Annotated in this window: 15 protein-coding genes and 1 tRNA gene; 11 read left to right on the top strand and 5 right to left on the bottom strand. The window is 74.9% G+C overall.

Translation table 11 applies throughout. The features are described from left to right. Positions 1 to 3: 3 nt before the first annotated feature. Positions 4 to 708, bottom strand: a complete 705-nt coding sequence (locus tag AC068A_RS02515; RefSeq protein WP_478579635.1) for a 4'-phosphopantetheinyl transferase family protein — start codon at positions 706 to 708, stop codon at positions 4 to 6. 72 nt (positions 709 to 780) lie between these two features. On the opposite strand from AC068A_RS02515, the gene AC068A_RS02510 reads away from it, so the two are divergent. Continuing rightward, on the top strand, positions 781 to 1,548 hold the full coding sequence (locus AC068A_RS02510; RefSeq protein WP_478579632.1) for an alpha/beta fold hydrolase: 768 nt from the start codon (positions 781 to 783) through the stop codon (positions 1,546 to 1,548). On the opposite strand, the gene AC068A_RS02505 is transcribed toward AC068A_RS02510, so the two are convergent. Beyond that, positions 1,545 to 2,129: a hypothetical protein gene (locus AC068A_RS02505; RefSeq protein ID WP_478579631.1), complete on the bottom strand. Its 585-nt coding sequence runs from the start codon at positions 2,127 to 2,129 to the stop codon at positions 1,545 to 1,547. The genes AC068A_RS02510 and AC068A_RS02505 overlap by 4 nt on opposite strands. 326 nt (positions 2,130 to 2,455) lie before the next feature. Here AC068A_RS02505 and AC068A_RS02500 point away from each other — a divergent pair, with 326 nt between their 5' ends. Next, positions 2,456 to 2,962 (top strand): phospholipase, encoded by a 507-nt coding sequence (locus tag AC068A_RS02500; protein ID WP_478579628.1) that lies wholly within the window; start codon positions 2,456 to 2,458, stop codon positions 2,960 to 2,962. 105 nt (positions 2,963 to 3,067) lie between these two features. On the opposite strand, the gene AC068A_RS02495 is transcribed toward AC068A_RS02500, so the two are convergent. Continuing rightward, positions 3,068 to 3,844 (bottom strand): class I SAM-dependent methyltransferase, encoded by a 777-nt coding sequence (locus AC068A_RS02495; protein WP_478579626.1) that lies wholly within the window; start codon positions 3,842 to 3,844, stop codon positions 3,068 to 3,070. 147 nt (positions 3,845 to 3,991) lie between these two features. On the opposite strand from AC068A_RS02495, the gene AC068A_RS02490 reads away from it, so the two are divergent. Next, the gene (locus tag AC068A_RS02490) at positions 3,992 to 5,521 is read left to right on the top strand and encodes an AMP-binding protein (protein WP_478579624.1); all 1,530 of its coding nucleotides are present in this window, start codon (positions 3,992 to 3,994) and stop codon (positions 5,519 to 5,521) included. 130 nt (positions 5,522 to 5,651) lie between these two features. On the opposite strand, the gene AC068A_RS02485 is transcribed toward AC068A_RS02490, so the two are convergent. After that, a tRNA-Arg gene (locus tag AC068A_RS02485) sits at positions 5,652 to 5,724 on the bottom strand. A 333-nt stretch (positions 5,725 to 6,057) separates the two neighbouring features. On the opposite strand from AC068A_RS02485, the gene AC068A_RS02480 reads away from it, so the two are divergent. The 8 genes from AC068A_RS02480 to AC068A_RS02445 all read left to right on the top strand — a co-directional run bounded on the left by AC068A_RS02480 (position 6,058) and on the right by AC068A_RS02445 (position 17,011). Then, positions 6,058 to 7,677, top strand: coding sequence for an ATP-binding protein (locus AC068A_RS02480; protein WP_478580071.1), 1,620 nt, complete (start codon positions 6,058 to 6,060; stop codon positions 7,675 to 7,677). Positions 7,678 to 7,681: 4 nt separating this feature from the next. Further along, a complete protein-coding gene (locus tag AC068A_RS02475; protein ID WP_478579622.1) occupies positions 7,682 to 9,664 on the top strand; it encodes a GTPase in 1,983 nt (660 codons plus the stop codon). Positions 9,665 to 9,768: 104 nt separating this feature from the next. Next, a complete protein-coding gene (locus AC068A_RS02470; RefSeq protein ID WP_478579620.1) occupies positions 9,769 to 10,176 on the top strand; it encodes a single-stranded DNA-binding protein in 408 nt (135 codons plus the stop codon). 248 nt (positions 10,177 to 10,424) lie between these two features. Beyond that, on the top strand, positions 10,425 to 11,555 hold the full coding sequence (locus AC068A_RS02465; protein ID WP_478579618.1) for a TQXA domain-containing protein: 1,131 nt from the start codon (positions 10,425 to 10,427) through the stop codon (positions 11,553 to 11,555). 180 nt (positions 11,556 to 11,735) lie between these two features. Then, positions 11,736 to 14,000 (top strand): phosphatase PAP2 family protein, encoded by a 2,265-nt coding sequence (locus AC068A_RS02460; protein ID WP_478579616.1) that lies wholly within the window; start codon positions 11,736 to 11,738, stop codon positions 13,998 to 14,000. Positions 14,001 to 14,135: 135 nt separating this feature from the next. Continuing rightward, positions 14,136 to 15,800 (top strand): energy-dependent translational throttle protein EttA, encoded by a 1,665-nt coding sequence (gene ettA / locus AC068A_RS02455; RefSeq protein ID WP_478579614.1) that lies wholly within the window; start codon positions 14,136 to 14,138, stop codon positions 15,798 to 15,800. A 9-nt stretch (positions 15,801 to 15,809) separates the two neighbouring features. Further along, entirely contained in the window at positions 15,810 to 16,286 is a 477-nt protein-coding gene (locus AC068A_RS02450; RefSeq protein ID WP_478579611.1) for an acyl-CoA thioesterase, read from the top strand. After that, positions 16,283 to 17,011, top strand: coding sequence for a DUF8010 domain-containing protein (locus AC068A_RS02445; protein WP_478579609.1), 729 nt, complete (start codon positions 16,283 to 16,285; stop codon positions 17,009 to 17,011). The genes AC068A_RS02450 and AC068A_RS02445 overlap by 4 nt, the downstream gene beginning before the upstream one ends. A 69-nt stretch (positions 17,012 to 17,080) precedes the next feature. Here the strand turns inward: AC068A_RS02445 and AC068A_RS02440 are convergent, their stop codons facing one another. Continuing rightward, complete coding sequence (locus tag AC068A_RS02440) at positions 17,081 to 17,428, bottom strand: DUF1036 domain-containing protein (RefSeq protein ID WP_478579606.1); 348 nt, start codon at positions 17,426 to 17,428, stop codon at positions 17,081 to 17,083. Position 17,429: the final 1 nt, after the last annotated feature.

The following is a 17,429-nucleotide window of genomic DNA, read 5'->3' as shown; positions in this document are numbered from 1 at the left end:
CCGTCAGGCGGGCGTGCGGACGGCGAGGGCCGCCGCGTACGCGTCCGGGGCGGGGAGGTCCGTCAGGTCCCAGCCCGCGAGCTCCGCCGGGGCCGGGCCGCTGCCCACGTACGGCTCGGCCACCCCCCCGGCCAGCCCGGTGCCCACGCCCTTCAGGTAGGCCTCCTTGCGGGCCCACAGCCGGGCCAGCAGCATCGGCCGCTCCGCCGCGGGCACGGCGGTCAGCTCCGCGGTCTCCGCCGGATGCAGCGTGCCCAGTAGGTCCGCCGTCGCCTCGGGGCTCGGGTACCCCTCGACGTCGACGCCGACGGGCACCGCCGCGAAGGCCAGGTACGCGACGTCGTCGCTGTGCGAGAGCGAGAACTGCACGCCGCCGCCCGCCACCGCCGGCCGGCCGTGCGGGGCGCCGCAGCACGGGCACTCCTCGCGGACCAGGGCGACCTGGTCCGGGGCCAGCCCCAGGTAGCCGCCGAGCAGCACCCGCAGCCCCACGTGCGAGGCGAGGTAGCGGTGGCGGTCGCGGGGCTGCACGAACCGGCCGCACCGTTCCCGCTCCCCCTCGTCCAGGAGGGACAGCGCCTCCTCGACGCGGTGGCCGCCGACCACGTCGAGGGTGGTGTCGAGGGACCACACCGCCACGGCCGCCCCCGCGGGCGGCTCGGCGATGCGCGGCACTTCCCCGCCGAGCCGGTTCACGTACGTAGTCACCCGACGAGGGTAGACGAGGCACTCACCGCCCTGGTTAGGGTCGTCCCATCCGACGATCAAGGGAGCACAAGCGTGCGAAGTGCCGCCGTCACACCGGAAGATGACCGGATCCGCTGGGTCGAACTGCCCGGTGCCGAGCCTGCCCGGGTGTACGTCCACGGGCTCGGGGCGACCTCGCCCGCCTACTTCACGGCGAGCGCCGTCCACCCGCTGCTGGCCGGGCGGCGCTCCCTGCTGGTCGACCTGCTCGGGCACGGGCACAGCGACCGCCCCGAAAACTTCCCGTACACCCTCGAAGCGCACGCCGACGCCCTCGCCCGCGCCCTCGACGCGGCCGGTGTCGCCGACGCCGAGCTGATCGCCCACAGCATGGGCGGCGCAGTCGCCATCGTGCTGGCCCACCGGTACCCCCGCCTGGTCTCCCGGCTGGTGCTCGTCGACGCCAACCTGGACCCCGTGCCGCTCGTTCCCCGGACCGCCGGCAGCAGCGGGATCGCCTCCTACACCGAGGAGGAGTTCCTGGCCGGCGGCTGGGCCGAGGTACGCGACCGGGCGGGCGCGCACTGGTGGTCCACGATGCGGCTGGCCGGCCGCACCGCCCTGCACCGCTCGGCCGTCCACCTCGCGGCGGGCACGACCCCGACCATGCGGGAACTCCTGCTGGAGCTGAAGGTTCCGCGCACCTACCTGCTGCCCGAGGCCGACGGCCCCCTCGCCGGGACCGAGGCGCTGGAGGCCGCCGGCGTCGCCGTGGTCCCCGTCCCGGACTGCGGGCACAACATCATGCTCGACAACCCGGAGGGCTTCGCCCGGGCCGCCGCGGCCGCGCTGACGCGCTAGCGGGCCGCCGCGCCGACCGCCGGGGCGGGCACCTTCGCCCCGGGGGAGAGCGTCCCGTCGGTCCACGCGTAGACGCGCTTGCCGCGCACCGCCACCTGGTACTGGTGGACGTCCCGGCACTCGGGCTGCTCCTCGAACCGGGTGCCGCGAGGCCACCACCGGGCGTCCAGTACCCGCCCGTGCAGCCGCTTCGGCACGCCGGTGGTGCACTGCGGCCCGTTCAGCGGGGTCGCCCCCAGCGTGAAGCGGATCAGCCGGGCTTCGCCGGTGCGGCGCGCGCGTATGCGTATGTCCGTGGCGTCCTTGGGCACCCAGGACGGCAGCGCCAGTGCCGATCCCGACGTCGATCCGGACGCCGATGCCGATGCCGATGCCGGGGCGGCGTGTGTGTGCCCGCCCGGGGCGGGTGCGTCGCGGGCGGGGGCGTCGGCGGCGGTCGCGTACCGCCTGCTCTTCTCCTTGAACACCTGGTCGTTGATCGAGTCGGTCACGGGGTTGGGCGGGAGGTGCGGCAGCGCGAAGGCGGCCGTGGCGAGGACTCCCACGGTGGCGGCGGCGATGGCGAGGGGACGGCGCTTCATATGACCCAGTGTCGGCAGGATGCCCAGTGTGCGCGTCCCTCCGCAGGACGAACGTCGGCTCTGCCTGAGGTCTGATGCCGAGTCGTACCTGAGGACTGGTCCGACTACCGCACTCGGCCCGGCCGGCCCGGCCGGCCCGGCCGGACCGTCCGAGGCGGCCCCCTCCCATCCGGCTTCCACTCCGAGCCCGACCGACACCCGTGGCCGCGCGCTCCGTTATAGGCGTCGTGGGGATCGGCGATATGGCCCGCTCCGTACCTGGATCCCGTCGTCGCTGCGGGAGTTGCCCGGGGCGGTTCCCCCGACTCCCGTCCTGGAGGAATCCCATGCGCCGCCGTCCTGCCCTCGTCCTCGCCTCCGCGGCCGCGGCCGGTGTCCTCGTCCTCGCCGCGCCCGCACCCGCGTCCGCGGTACCGGCCGACAAGCCGCAGATGCTGAGCAGTTGGACCCAGGCCGGCCTTGCCAGCCACAACGCCTGGGTCGTGGCGCGCGCCGACCAGGGCCGGTGGGCGGCGTACGGCTTCGACTGGTCGACGGACTACTGCTCCTCTTCGCCCGACAACCCCTTCGGCTTCCCCTTCCAGACGGCGTGCGCCCGCCACGACTTCGGCTACCGCAACTACAAGGCGGCGGGCACTTTCCCGGCCAGCAAGTCCCGCATCGACGACGCCTTCCACGCAGACCTGCGGCGGGTGTGCGCGGCGTACACGGGCGCCAGGAAGGCCTCCTGCGACAGCACGGCATGGACCTACTACCAGGCCGTCAAGGCGTTCGGCGCCTCCCCCCAGGCCGCTCCCGCCGCCGGCGCCACCCCGGCCGCTCCCGCCCCATGACCGCACCCGCCCCCCTCTGACCTGGAGAAATCCGTCCCGGCGGCGGGACGAGTGCGCGCCCCTCGCCGGTGTGATCACGATGCCGGCGGACGTTCCGGAGATCGATTACTCCGCAGGCAATGCCGGCTCCGGCAGGTCCTCGGGGCGGACGGCGAGGCTCAGGTCGACCACGTAGTGCTCCTCGATCCAGCCGTCCGGGAACTGCTCCAGCAGGCGCTCCCGTTCGTCGGCGAGGAAGGCGTCCGTGCCGGGTTCGCCGATGAGGAACAGGGAATGGGTGGACAGCTTCGCGAGGTGTGCGTCGACCGGGATCCGGCGCGACCAGCGCAGCAGGCGCGTGGTGAACTCCAGTCCGCCCTGCGAACGGGCGCGTTCGTTGATGTACCAGCCCGGCCCGAAGGCCGCCTCGATCCGCGCCTGCTGGCCGGCGATCCACTCGACCTCGACGTCCGGGTCGTTCGAGAACACGGCCAGCGCCCCGCCGGGCCGCAGCACGCGCAGCGCCTCGGGGACCGAGCGGGCCGGATCGGTCCAGTGCCACGACTGCGCGTACGTCAGCAGATCGAGGGAACCCGCCGCGAACGGCAGCCGGTTGCCGTCCCCGCGTACGAGCGGCACCCCCGGGTTGCGGCGGTGCAGCTCGGCGGCCATGCCCTCCCCGGGCTCGACCGCCACGACGCGGGCGCCCCGGTCCCGGAGCAGGGCGGTCGCGATGCCGGTGCCGGCGCCGACGTCGGCGACCCGGGCACCGGCCAGCCGGAACCCGGCGAGGTCCTCCACCGCGTCGAGGAGCGCGGGCGGGTAGGCGGGCCGGTGGTCGGCGTAGCGCGCGGCCGCGGAGCTGAAGGAGCGTGCACGGGATGCGTCCGAAGCGTCCGTCATGGCATCCATGGTCGGCGGCGGGACGCAGGTCGCGTCAATACCGCCCGGCTGCACCCGACTTCGGTGCGCCGACCGGAGGGATCCGGATCCGGTGCGGAGCTTGTACGGTCGCCTCCAGGCGCGAGGAGAGGGCGGAGGGGGTTGGGCGTGGTCGCACGGTATGTCGCGGACCTGGTCGGGGCGTTGGAGCGGTACGGGCCCCGGCCCGCGCTCGGGACGGGCGGCTCGGTGCTGGACTGCGCCGGGCTGCTGGACCTCGTGTACCGGCTGGCGGGCGAGCTGGCGGACCGCGGAGTCGCCCGCGGCACCGGCCTGGCCTGCGTGTTCGGCGGCAACCGGCCGGAGGTGGTGCAGGTGCGGCTGGCCGCGCACCTGCTGGGGGCGCGGCTGACCCAGGTCGTCACGGACGCGTACACCGTCGGCGTGGACTTCGTCCTGCGGGACTGCCGCCCCGGCCTCGTGGTGCACGACGTGCCGGTCCCGGACACCGGCGTGCCCCGGCTCGGCCTGGACGGGCTGCTGCGGGCCGCCGCCGGACGGGAGGCGTCGCCGCTGCCGGTGGCGGCGCGGGAGGACGACATCGCCCGGGTGGCGTACACGGGCGGCACGACCGGGGTGCCGAAGGGCGTGGCGTCCACGTTCCGGGCGCTCGCCGCCCGGGCCGACGGCCGCGCGGGCCGCGAGGCCGTACCGTCCGCCTCGGGTGCCGGCCAGGCCGCCGTGTTCGAGGCCCCGCCCGCGTACGTATCCGTCACCTCGCTCGCCCACCGCGCCGGCGGACGCTGCCTGGAGCAGCTCCGCTCCGGCGGGCGCACCGAGATCCTGCCGGCCTTCGAGCCCCGCGCCTTCGCGGCCGCCTGCTGGCGGCTGGGGCCGGTGGCGACGTACCTGATGCCCGGCATGGTCTACCGCCTGCTGGACGATCCGGCGACGGCACACGGCATCCCCGGGCTGAGCGTGGTCTCGTACGGGGCCGCGCCGATCCTGCCGGAGCGGCTGCGACAGGCGGTCACCCGCTGGGGCGGCCGCTGGCAGCAGGGCTACGGGATGAACGAGTCCGCGGTCATCTGCCGCCTCACCGCCGCCGACCACGAGGCCGCCGTCACCGACCGGCCGGGCCTGCTCTCCTCGGTGGGGCGCCCGGCGGCAGGAGTGCAGGTCGAGGTGCGCGACGCGGCCGGGCGGCCGCTGCCCGCGGGGCGGACGGGCGAGGTCTGGACACGGTCCGCGGCGATGCTGACCGGCTACTGGCGGCGGCCTGACCTCACGGCCGCCGCGATCCGGGACGGCTGGCTGCGCACAGGCGATCTGGGGCACTTCGATCCGGACGGCTACCTCCACCTCGACGACCGGATCGCCGACGCGGTGATGGTCGACGGGGACAACGTCCACACCCTGCCGGTGGAGGCCGCCCTGGCCCGCCACCCCGCGGTCGCGCAGGCGGCCGTGGTGGGCCGCCCCAGCCCCCGCACCGGCGAGGAGGTCTGCGCCTTCCTGGTCCCGGCGCCCGGCCGCACCCCCGACGCCGCGGCGGCGGCCGAGGCCTGCGACCTGGTGGAGCGGGCCCTCGCCCCGGCCTACCGGCCGACGGCGGTGTTCTGGCGCGGGGAGATCCCCCTGACCCCCCAGGGGAAACCGGACAAACGCCTCCTGCGCACCCAAGCGGCAACCCGCTGAAGGGATCCGTTTCCGGCCACCCCGCCCCCTGCCGCGCCGCCCGCGCAGCCGTCGCGGCGGGGCCGACACCCCACCGGAACGCACGAAGGCCCTCCCCGAAGGGAGGGCCCCGAAATGATGAACCGAAGAGCGCCCCCGGCAGGACTCGAACCTGCGGCCAAGTGCTTAGAAGGCACCTGCTCTATCCACTGAGCTACGGGGGCCGGAAGGTGGCCGTGGTGGCCTGGAGCCCCGGGGTGGGGGTGGGACTGTCGTCCGTGCCGGGTCAAGGATAGGGCTCCGGTCGCCTTGTCCCGGTTGCTTCACCCGCGTGCCACGATGTGGAGGTTCGGTGAAGCGGTCCCGATAATCGCAGGCAGGTGCGATTCTCGCACCGCTTTTGCGCCGCGGCGCCCTGGGTGTTGTGCACTCGTTATGCCTGCGCCCCACTCCGTCTGCTCTGACCGGAAGGTCCCTCTGGAGTCGCGGTCGGCGCGCAGGGGGTGTATAGGCTTCAAAAATGGCCCTAAATTGGGCATTCTTCGCATGTGGTGACCTTGGATGTTCGGCCCCAGTTGCTCGACGCCCTGTCCGCCCTGCGCGACCGGGTCGCGTCCGTGCGTCTGCCGTTGCCGCTGCCCGGCGCCCCGCGCGCCCGGCAGGCCAGAGCCGAGCTGCTCGCGCAGCTCGACGACTACCTCGTACCGCGGCTGAAGTCCCCGGAGGCGCCGCTGCTCGCCGTCGTCGGCGGGTCCACCGGAGCCGGTAAGTCCACCCTCGTCAACTCCCTGGTCGGCCGCCAGGTGAGTGAAGCCGGTGTGCTGCGGCCCACCACCCGCGTCCCCGTGCTCGTCTGCCACCCGGACGACCACCACTGGTTCGCCGGCATGCGGGTGCTGCCCGACCTGCTGAGGGTCTGGGCGCCCGGGGACGACGAGCCCGCCCGCGCCCCCGGGAGGCCCGCCGCCGGGCGCCCCGGGGCCCGCGCCACCGCCTCCGGGGCGCGCGAGCTGCGGATCGAGACCGTCACCGGGCTGCCGCGCGGCCTCGCCCTCCTCGACGCCCCCGACGTCGACTCCCTCGTCGTCGAGAACCGGATCCTCGCCGCCGAGCTCATCTGCGCCGCCGACGTCTGGGTGATGGTCACCACCGCCTCCCGGTACGCCGACGCCGTGCCCTGGCACCTGCTGCGCACCGCCAAGCAGTACAGGGCCACCCTCGTCACCGTCCTCGACCGGGTCCCGCACCAGCTGCTCGCCGAGGTCTCGCGGCAGTACGCGGCCCTGCTCACCCGGGCCGGGCTGGGCGACGTACCCCGCTTCACCGTGCCGGAGCTCCCCGAGTCGGCAGGCGGGGGCGGGCTGCTGCCGGCCAGCGCCGTCGCACCGCTCGGCGCCTGGCTCGCCCACCACGTCCAGGACCCGGCCGCCCGCCAGTACGCCGTCAGCCGCACCGCGTTCGGCGCGCTGGACTCGCTGCGGCGCCGGATGCCGGAGCTGGCGTCCGCCGTCGCCGCCCAGTACGCCGCCGCCGTGCGGCTCACCACCGCGGTGGAGGACGCGTACCGGCAGGAGGGCAAGCGGGTCCGGGGCAGGCTCGACCAGGGCGCCGTACTCGCCGGGGACGCACTGACCCGGTGGCGCGGCTACCCGCTCGACACCACCGCCGACGAACTGCTCGACTCGCTGGCCGAGTCCCTCTCCGCGCTGCTCCAGTGCGCGGTGGCCGCCGCCGACGAGCGGATCGCCGAGGCCTGGCGGCGCGAACCGGCTGCCGGGGCCGTGCCGCTGCCGGGGCCCGACCGGGAGGCGGCGGAACGCATCGGCCTGGCGGTCCGGCGGTGGCGGCGCGTACTGGAGGAACTCGCCGAGGAGGAGGTCGCCAAGCTCGACCGGCAGCCTCCGCCCGACCCCGACGCCGTCGCCGCCCTGCTGGTCGCGTCCCTCCTCGGCGGCAAGCGGGCCCGGCCCGCCGGCGAGAAGCTCGTCGAGCGGATCGGCGCACAGGCCGCCGTACGGCTGCGCGACCGGGGTGGCGAGCTCGTCGCCGACCACCTCGAAGAGGTGCTGCGCGCCGAACGGGACCGGCGGCTGGCCCCGCTGGAGGCCCTCGAGGTGACCCCCGAGCCGCAGGCCGAGCTGATCGCCGCCCTGTCCGTACTGCAGAAGGAGAGGTGACGCGGTGTCCGCCTTGGCCGACCGCAACCGCACCGGCGACCGCTGGGACGACGGACTCATCGCACGCTCGCGCCGCCCGCGGGCCATCGGTGACGGCAGCTTCGACGACGGGATGGATGGCATCGACGGTATCGACGGCATTGACGGCATTGACGGCATCGATGGGCGTGACCGGATCGACCGGATCGACCGGATCGACCGGATCGACCGGAGCGGCCGGAGCGGCCGGAGCGACGGAGAGGACGGCCACGAGGACGACGACGCGCTGGTCCGGGCCCTGTCCGGGGCCGGCGGCGACGGCGGCCGCACGCCCCCGCCCCCGTCCGGCCCCGACGCGCAGGCCCTGCGCACCCGGCTGGAGTCCTTGCGCCAGCTCGTCGCGCTCTCCCGGACCCGGCTCGACGGCAGGACCCTCGCCGAGGCCGGGCGGGTGCTGGACGAGGCCGCGGCGCGGCGCGGGCTGTCGTCGCAGCACACCGTCGTCGCGATCGCCGGAGCCACCGGAAGCGGCAAGTCCACACTCTTCAACTCACTCGCCGGAGTGCCGATTTCCGAGACGGGACTGCGCCGGCCCACGACCGCCGCGCCCATCGCCTGCAGCTGGTCCGACGGCGCCGCCGGACTGCTGGACCGGCTGGAGATCCCGGGGCGGCTGCGGCGCCGGCCGCGCGAGACCACCGAGACCGGGGCGCTGCGCGGGCTGGTCCTGGTGGACCTGCCCGACCTGGACTCCGCGGTCGGCGCGCACCGCGAACACGTGGACCGGGTGCTGGCTCTGGTCGACGCGGTGGTGTGGGTGGTGGACCCGGAGAAGTACGCGGACGCGGTGCTCCACGAGCGGTACCTGCGACCGCTGGCCGGGCACGCCGAGGTGACGTTCGTCGTGCTCAACCAGGTGGACCGGCTGCCCGGCGAGGCCGCCGACCTCGTCCTGGACGACCTGCGGCGGCTGCTCGACGAGGACGGCATCGCACTCGGCGAGCACGGCGAGCCCGGGGCCACCGTCCTCGGGCTGTCCGCGCTCACCGGCGAGGGCGTCGGGGAACTCAGGGACCTGCTGGGACAGTTCACCCAGGAGCGGGGTGCGGCCACCCGCCGGATCGCCGCCGACGTGGACCGCGCTGCCGCGCGCCTGCGACCGCTGTACGTGGCCGACGGGCATCCGGGACCCGAGATCGGCGAGGCGGCCCGAGCCGAGTTCGAGGACCGGCTCGCGGAGGCGGTCGGGGCGTACGCGGCCGGGCTCGCCGCCGAGCGGGCCTGGCGGCGCAACGCCGGGAAGGCGTGCGGGACTCCGTGGCTCCGGCTGTGGCGCTGGTACGAGAGCCGGCGCGCCCCCCGTACCCTGTCGGGGCTGGCCGCCCTGGCCGCGATCGGCGGCGTGGCCGCAGGCAGCCGGGGGCCGGCGGGCGCGCAGCCGCCGGCCGAGGTGGAGGTGACCGCGCGGCAGCGGGTGGAACAGGCCGTACGGGCCGTCGCCGACGCGGCGACCACCAGGCTGCCCGACCCCTGGGCGCAGGCGGTACGGGAGACCGCGGTACGCGGCGGCGAGCAGCTGCCCGAGGCGCTGGACGAGATCACGGCGAGCCTGGGCGCGGCCTCCGCGGTGCCGGGCGCCAAACCGCCGCGGCCCGCGTGGTGGCCGGTGGCCGTGCTCGCGCAGGCCGCCATGACGCTGGTCCAGGTCTACGGCGGGCTGTGGCTCGTCGGGCAGATCGTCGGGGTCCTCCAGCCGCACCTGATGACGCCGGTGCTGCTGATGGCGTCGGGCATCGTCGGCGGGCCGCTGGTGGAGTGGGCCTGCTCGATCGCGGCCCGGGGTCCGGCACGGCGGTACGGGCAGGACGCGGAGCGGCGGCTGCGGCAGGCGGCCGCGGGCTGCGGGCGGGCCCGGGTGCTGGAGCCGGTGGCGGCGGAGCTGCTGCGCTACCGGGAGGTGCGGGAGCAGTACGCAGCGGTGGCCGAGTTGTCCACAACCCGTCAGTAGTCCACAGCGGCGAGCGGAGTTCGGTCGATGGAGCCAGCATGGCGGTGTCCGGTGCGGAAGGCCCGTGCCGGTCCGTGCAGTGCAGATGTGGGGGAGGGACCGGGATGAACGACACCCTGGTGACGCTGATCGGCTACGTGGCCACGCAGATCGACTACAAGGAGACCGCCAACGGGCCGTCGGCCAGGTTCCGTTTCGCCGTGACACCACGGTATTTTGATCGTCGCAAGGACGCGTGGGCGGACGGAGCGACCAGCTTCTACACCGTGTGGGCCCGGCGCACTCTCGCGGTCAACCTGACCGGATCCGTTTCGGTCGGGGAGCCGTTGGTGGTGCACGGGCGGCTACGGGTGCGGGACGACCCGCCAGACACCGAAGGGAACCGCTGGTTCTCGGCGGAGATCGACGCGACCGCCATCGGCCACGACCTCAACCGGGGAACCGCCGCCTTCCGGCGGGTGGTCAGGGCCGAACCCGCGCTGATGGCCACTCAGAAGGCGGCGGTGGTCTGAGTGTTCGAGACAGCTAGGATTCCCCGGTACTCACGGGCACCTGGGTCACTGGCCCGAAGGGGAAGACTGTGTCGATTGGCGTTCCCGCACCCTCCGCTTCTGATTCCTCTCCTGCTTCGCTCACTGCTGCGCTCCATCCCGCGGCGCCTGCGGTTGCCGGTCCGGCTGCTGCCGGATCGGCTGCCGCCGGGTCGACCGTTGCCGGGCCCACCGCTGCCGGGCGGGCGTCCGCGCGACGGCCGCTGGCGGTGGCGCTGCTGGCCGCAGCCCTCACCGCCGGGCCCGCCGCACGGGCCGCCGCCGACACCGGGAGCCCCGCCCCCCGGCCGCCGGAGGGCGCGAGCGCCGTACTGGACGGGCTCAAGACCTACGGGCAGGCCGTCCTGCGCGCCCCCGACGGGTCGGTCCGGCAGATTCCGGCCGGGCTCTTCGAAATGCGGGTCGACGGCGGCGGCATGCTCCAGACGTACGGGGTCGGCGTCGCGGGCAACGCCCAGCCGCTGGCCCGGTACACGGAGAGCGGCTGGAGCAGCAGCCCGCTCGGCGGGAACGCCGAGGCCGGCCGGATCCGGTGGGTCCTGGAGCACTCCTACCCCCAGCTGAACGATCTCGCCGGGCTCGCCAAGGCGGCCGGAGCCGGGGCGCTCACCGCGGAGAGCGCGGCGGCCGGGACGCAGGTGGCGATCTGGCGGCTGGCGGACGGGGCCCCGGTGGAGGCCGCCGACCCGGACGCGGAGAAGCTGGCCGACTACCTCCAGCGGGCGGCGGGCCGCATGCATGAGCCGCCGGCCTCGCTGCGGCTGGAACCGGGGAGCGTGTCCGGACCCGTGGGCGGCCGGATCGGCCCGGTCACCGTGCGCACCGGTGCACAGAGTGTGGCGGTCACCCCGGACGCGGCGGCCGTGGCCATGGGCGTGCGGGTCGTCGACGCCGAGGGGAAGCCGGTCACGGCGGCGGCCAACGGGAGCCGGCTGTACTTCGAGGTGCCGGCGGGCACCCCGGACGGAACCGCCTCGGTCACCGTCCAGGGCTCCATGAAGGTGCCGGTCGGCCGGGTCTTCACCAGCGGCCTCCCGGCCCAGGCACAAATCGTGGCCGGGTCCAGCGAGTCCGCGACCGCGGCCCAGGCGACGGCGGTCTGGCCGCAGCAGCTGGTGGCCGCTGCGGGCACGGCCGGCGACGGCACCCCGGTCACGCAGGCGGCCGGCGCGGCGGCGACCCCGTCCTCGTCCAGCCCGGAGGAGGAGCGGCTCGCCACCAGCGGCAGCTCCGCGGCCACCCCGGTGATCGCCTCGCTGGCGGTGGGCCTGGTGGTCCTGGGCGGCCTGGTGGTCCTCATGGTCCGCAAACGCCCCCAGGACGAGGAAGACCGCGCCTGACCCCGCCCGACGGGCGCACCGCCCGCCCCCGGCGGGGACCGGCGCGGCCCGGCCCGGCTCGGCCTGGAGCGCAGGCTCGGCCCTGGTCGGGCCGGGCACGGCGCGGCCGGGGGGTGGCGGGGCTCGGTACGGTCCGGGGGCGGGCTGATTTCCGGGCGTGGTCCTGGGTAGGCGGGGGCCATGGCCGAGCACAAGCTGACATGGCGGGGCGCTGCCGCGCGATGGGACCGGGCGCTGTTCGACGTGGTGGCCCAACGGCACTGGCCGGGGGGCGAGCGCGTGCTGCCGCGGCTCGGGCGGGCCGCGAACCACGGGGTGCTGTGGGGCGGGGCCGCCGCCGTGATCGCAGCGTCCGGCTCGGCAACGGCCCGCCAGGCGGCGGTGCGCGCGGTCGGCTCGCTGGCCCTGGCCTCCGCGACGATCAACACCGTCGGCAAGTGGTCCGTCCGCCGGGCCCGGCCGGTGCTGGACGGGGTGCCCGCGGTGCGGCAGCTCGCCACGCAGCCGATCACCACCTCGTTCCCGTCCGGGCACTCGGCGTCGGCGTTCGCCTTCACCACGGGGTTGGCGCTCCATTCGCCGGGCTGGGGCGCCGCGCTGGCTCCTGTGGCTGCGTCCGTGGCGTTCTCCCGCGTGTACACGGGCGTGCACTACCCGTCCGACGTGGTCGCGGGGGCGGCGCTGGGCGTTGCCGCCGGCTTCGCCGTACGTCGTATCGCGGCGCGCGTGGAGGCGGCCCGGGCCCGGCCCGGAGACGAGCCCGCGGACGCCGACGCGCCCGCCCTGCCGGACGGAGCCGGGCTCGTGGTCGTGGTCAACGCCGGGGCGGGCAGCGCGGCGGCCGCGGAACTCGACGTCCTGCAGGCCAGGCTTCCCAAGGCAGAGGTGGTCGAGTGCGGGGGTGAGCAGCTGGCCGGGACGCTGGCGGCGGCGGCCTCCCGGGCCGCCGTGCTGGGTGCCTACGGGGGTGACGGCACGGTCAACGCGGCCGCCACCGCCGCGCTGCGGGCCGGGGTGCCGCTCGCGGTGTTCCCCGGCGGCACGCTGAACCACTTCGCGCAGGACCTCGGACTGACCGGAACCACGGGCACCTGCCGCGCCGTCGCCGCCGGCCGGGCGGTCCGCGTCGCCGTCGGCCGCTTCACCCCCACCCCGCCAGAGCCCCACGAACCCGCCGCGCCCGCCTCCGAACCGGTCCCGATGCCCCCGCCCGGTGCGGAGGCCCCGCCCGGCCCGGTGTCGCCGCTGGGGCCGACCCCGCCGCCCAGCCTGACGCCCCCGCCTGCTCCAGGGCCCTCGCCTGGTCCGGGGCCCTCGCCTGGTCCGGGGCCCTCGCCTGGTCCGGGGCCCTCGCCTGGCCCAGCGCCCCCGCCCGGCCCGACACCCCCGCCCGGCCCGACACCCGCGCCCGGTCCGCTGTCCCCGCCTGCTCCGGGGCCCTCGCCGGGGCCGGCGTCCCCGCCCGGTTCCGGGCCGCTGCCCGGCCCGGCGTCCCTGCCCGATCCAACATCCCCGCTGGGCCCGACACCTCCGCTGGGTCCGGCCTCCCCGTTTGGGCCGGGACCCTTGCCCGGAGGTCCGGTGTCCCCGCTGGGGCCGTGGCCCCTGCCGGGTCCAGAGCCCTCAGCCGGCCCGGTGCCCCCACATGGTTCGGGGCCTTCGCCGGGTCCGGTGTTCCCGCCCGGTCCGGTGCCGCCGCCTGGGCCGGCGGTCTCGCCAGGGGAGGCGTCGGCGGTCGGACCGGTGTCCCCGGCCGGGGCAGGTGCGTCCGAGGCCGAGGCCGAGGCCGAGCCGGGCGGAGCCGACGACGGTGGGCCCGGCCCCGCAGACTCCGGCGGGGGCGAGGGACGGCCCGGGTACTTCCTGAACACCTTCAGCATCGGGGCCTATCCCGAGCTGCTGCGGTACCGGATGCGGTGGGAGCCGCGGATCGGGTACCTGCCCGCCGCGCTGCTGGCCGCCTGGCGGGTGCTGCGCACCCAGCGTCCCGTGGCGCTCCGGCTGGCCGGGCAGCCCCGGAGCGTCTGGCTGCTGTTCGCGGGCAACGGCACCTACCACGGCAGCGGTGCGGCCCCGCGCCGCCGCGACGGCCTGGGCGAGGGCCTGCTCGACGTCCGCCTCGTCCACGGCGGCGGCCGCCCCGGCCCGCGCCTCCTTGCCGCAGCCCTCGCGGGACCGTTTTCGCGCTCGCCGGTGCACATCGCCACCCGTCTGCGCAGCCTGCGCATCGCCGGGATCCCGCCCGGCACTCCGCTCGCGTACGACGGCGAGTGCGCCCCGGCCCCCGGCTCGCTCGTCCTCGACAAGCTCCCGGAGGCGTTGACCGTGTACCGCGACGGCCCCTCGGCCCCGGCCCCCGCCCGCCCGGCCCCCGCCCCGCCGGCCGAGGCCGTTCCCGCCTCCCGGCCCGCCCGGCACGGCCGCCCGGCCCCCCACCGCCGGTGAACGGTTCTGAGCCCGGGGCCCGGGGGCGCTTCGGCGCTGATCAGGGGCCCTGACCATACGGGTTTCCGCCCCGGGGTGGACGGCTGGCACTATGGGGTGTATCTGCCCATCCATCGATCTGCCGGACGGTTTCTCTTGGCTGAGTTCATCTACACCATGCGCAGGACGCGCAAGGCGCACGGCGACAAGGTGATCCTCGACGATGTCACCCTGAGCTTCCTGCCCGGAGCGAAGATCGGTGTGGTCGGCCCGAACGGTGCCGGTAAGTCCACCGTCCTGAAGATCATGGCCGGTCTGGAGCAGCCGTCCAACGGTGACGCCTTCCTGTCGCCCGGCTACACCGTCGGCATCCTCATGCAGGAGCCCAAGCTCGACGAGAACAAGACCGTCCTGGAGAACGTCCAGGACGGTGTCGCCGCGATCAAGGGCAAGCTCGACCGGTTCAACGCCATCGCCGAGGAGATGGCCACGAACTACACGGACGAGCTCATGGAGGAGATGGGCAAGCTCCAGGAGGACCTGGACCACGCCAACGCCTGGGACCTGGACGCCCAGCTTGAGCAGGCCATGGACGCCCTGGGCTGCCCGCCCGCCGACTGGCCGGTCACCAACCTCTCCGGTGGTGAGAAGCGCCGCGTCGCGCTGTGCAAGCTCCTGCTGGAGGCCCCCGACCTGCTGCTCCTCGACGAGCCCACCAACCACCTCGACGCCGAGTCGGTGAACTGGCTGGAGCAGCACCTCGCCCAGTACAAGGGCACCGTCGTGGCGATCACCCACGACCGCTACTTCCTCGACAACGTCGCCGAGTGGATCCTCGAGCTCGACCGCGGCCGCGCCATCGCATACGAGGGCAACTACTCCACGTACCTCCAGAAGAAGTCCGAGCGCCTCAAGGTCGAGGGCAAGAAGGACGAGAAGCGCCAGAAGCGCCTCAAGGAAGAGCTGGAGTGGGTCCGCTCCAACGCCAAGGGCCGCCAGGCCAAGTCGAAGGCGCGTCTGGCCCGCTACGAGGAGATGGCCGCCGAGGCCGAGAAGATGCGGAAGCTGGACTTCGAGGAGATCCAGATCCCGCCGGGCCCGCGCCTGGGCTCGGTCGTCGTCGAGGTCAACAACCTCTCCAAGGCCTTCGGCGAGAAGGTCCTCATCGACGACCTGTCCTTCACCCTCCCGCGCAACGGCATCGTCGGCGTGATCGGCCCGAACGGCGCCGGCAAGACCACGCTGTTCAAGATGATCCAGGGCCTGGAGACGCCGGACTCCGGCGACATCAAGGTCGGCGAGACCGTCAAGATCAGCTACGTCGACCAGACGCGCGCCAACATCGACCCGAAGAAGACCCTGTGGGCGGTCGTCTCGGACGAGCTGGACTACATCAACGTCGGCCAGGTCGAGATGCCGTCCCGCGCCTACGTCTCCGCGTTCGGCTTCAAGGGCCCGGACCAGCAGAAGCCGGCGGGCGTGCTCTCCGGCGGTGAGCGCAACCGCCTGAACCTGGCGCTCACCCTCAAGCAGGGCGGCAACCTGCTGCTCCTCGACGAGCCGACCAACGACCTCGACGTCGAGACCCTGTCCTCCCTGGAGAACGCACTGCTCGACTTCCCGGGCTGCGCCGTGGTCGTCTCCCACGACCGCTGGTTCCTCGACCGGGTCGCCACGCACATCCTGGCGTACGAGGGTGACTCGAAGTGGTTCTGGTTCGAGGGCAACTTCGAGTCCTACGAGAAGAACAAGGTCGAGCGGCTCGGTCCGGACGCCACCCGTCCGCACCGCGCCACCTACAAGAAGCTCACCCGGGGCTGAGGTCGGCACATGGCCAGACACCACTACCGGTGCCCCCTGCGCTGGGCGGACATGGACGCCTTCGGGCACGTCAACAACGTCGTCTTCCTCCGCTACCTGGAGGAGGCGCGGATCGACTTCATGTTCCGCCTGGCGCCGGGTGAGGGCAGCGACTCGTTCACGGGCGGCTCCGTCGTCGCCCGCCACGAGATCGACTACAAGCTGCCCCTCGTCCACCGCCACGAGCCGGTGCTCATCGAGTCCTGGGTGACCCGGATCGGCGCCGCCTCCCTGACCATCCGCTACGAGGTCAAGGACGAGGCGACCGAGGACCGGCCCGAGACGGTGTACGTGCGCGCCGAGACCGTGGTCGTGCCGTACAACCTCGCCGAGGGGCGGCCCCGCCGCATCACCGAGGAGGAGCGACGCTTCCTCGGGGAGTACCTCGACGAGCCCGCGCCTAAGGCGTCGTCCGCGAAGCGTTCCGAAGGGCGCCTGGCGGCATGACCGGGCAGCTGCGCTTCGCCGACCCCGGGGAGGCGGCCGACCTGGCCGCCTTCCTGGGCCGGCTGGTGCACTACGACCGTGCCGCCGCGGTCCGCCTCCAGGCGGGCGGCGGCGCGCTGGCCGTCTTCGGACGGCCGCCGTCGTTCGACGTCCTCGCCATCCGCACGGTGCGGCTCGCCGCCCCTGCCGCGACACCGCTGGACGTCACCGTCTCCGCCGGTGAGCTGCTGGAATCCGTGGACGAGGGCTCCGCGGCCGCGGTCGTGCCCGCGGCCGTGACCGGCCCGCCCTGGGCCGGGGTGCTCCCGCCCCGCGGCGGCTGGCGGCAGCTGCCCGGGCTGCCCGGCCCCGAGGCGATGCGGGCCGCCGTGGCCGGCGCGGTCGCCGAGTTCCGGGCCCGCGACGAGGCCCTGCCCCCGCAGCACCGCACCCGGTCCGAGCGGGACCGGATCGGCCGCGACATCTGGTCCCGGACGCTCGGCGACACCGAGCTCCCGCTGCGCGCCGTGCACGCCGCGCAGTCCCTGGGCTTCCTGCGTCCCGTCCGCTCGGCCGTCGCGGCCGGGCCCGCCGGGCAGGCGCCCGCGCCCGCGGCCGCCGCCGACCCGGTGGCGCTGCTCGCGTCCGGCGGCTGGCTGCGCCTGCGCACCCCGTACGGCTCGATCGCCCTGCGCCGCCCCGGCCGCGCCGCCGGCCTGGGCGCCCTCCAGGTCCGCCCGGTCTGACACGGCGGACCGCCCGCCCGCCGGATGCGGGCGAGCGGTCGGGCGGTCACGCCGGGCCGGTCCGGCGGACTACGGGTTGAAGTTGAACGTGAAGTTCTGGGCGGTCACCGTGAACTCCACCATGAGGATCGTCCGGCAGGTCGAGTCCGAGACGTTCGAACACCACTCGAAGATCCGGGGCGGGACCGTCTCCTGGTACTTGTCCCGCCACTCGGTGCCGTCCTCCGAATACGCGTAGCAGTACCAGACCGGGTTCACGGCGCGGGGGTCACCGCCGTAGACGACGACGCTCTGCTGGGGTGCGATCTTCCACCAGCCCTCCTTGAACCAGTTGCTGCTGGCGGAGCAGTTGGGCTGGTAGCGCTCGACCATCGCCCAGACTTCCCGCTCGTGGTTGTTCTTGAGCCTCAGCGCCATG

This window comes from Streptomyces sp. NPDC043854 (assembly GCF_056436005.1).
Note: the sequence above shows the minus strand (reverse complement) of the source record. Positions and strands in the feature narration are given on the sequence as shown.

Coding starts and splice junctions, on each gene's coding strand:
- AC068A_RS02505 (WP_478579631.1), bottom strand. CDS start 2,129: ATGAAGCGCCGTCCCCTCGCCATCGCCGCCGCCACCGTGGGAGTCCTC.
- AC068A_RS02500 (WP_478579628.1), top strand. CDS start 2,456: ATGCGCCGCCGTCCTGCCCTCGTCCTCGCCTCCGCGGCCGCGGCCGGT.
- AC068A_RS02495 (WP_478579626.1), bottom strand. CDS start 3,844: ATGACGGACGCTTCGGACGCATCCCGTGCACGCTCCTTCAGCTCCGCG.
- AC068A_RS02470 (WP_478579620.1), top strand. CDS start 9,769: ATGAACGACACCCTGGTGACGCTGATCGGCTACGTGGCCACGCAGATC.
- AC068A_RS02460 (WP_478579616.1), top strand. CDS start 11,736: ATGGCCGAGCACAAGCTGACATGGCGGGGCGCTGCCGCGCGATGGGAC.
- AC068A_RS02450 (WP_478579611.1), top strand. CDS start 15,810: ATGGCCAGACACCACTACCGGTGCCCCCTGCGCTGGGCGGACATGGAC.
- AC068A_RS02445 (WP_478579609.1), top strand. CDS start 16,283: ATGACCGGGCAGCTGCGCTTCGCCGACCCCGGGGAGGCGGCCGACCTG.
- AC068A_RS02440 (WP_478579606.1), bottom strand. CDS start 17,428: ATGGCGCTGAGGCTCAAGAACAACCACGAGCGGGAAGTCTGGGCGATG.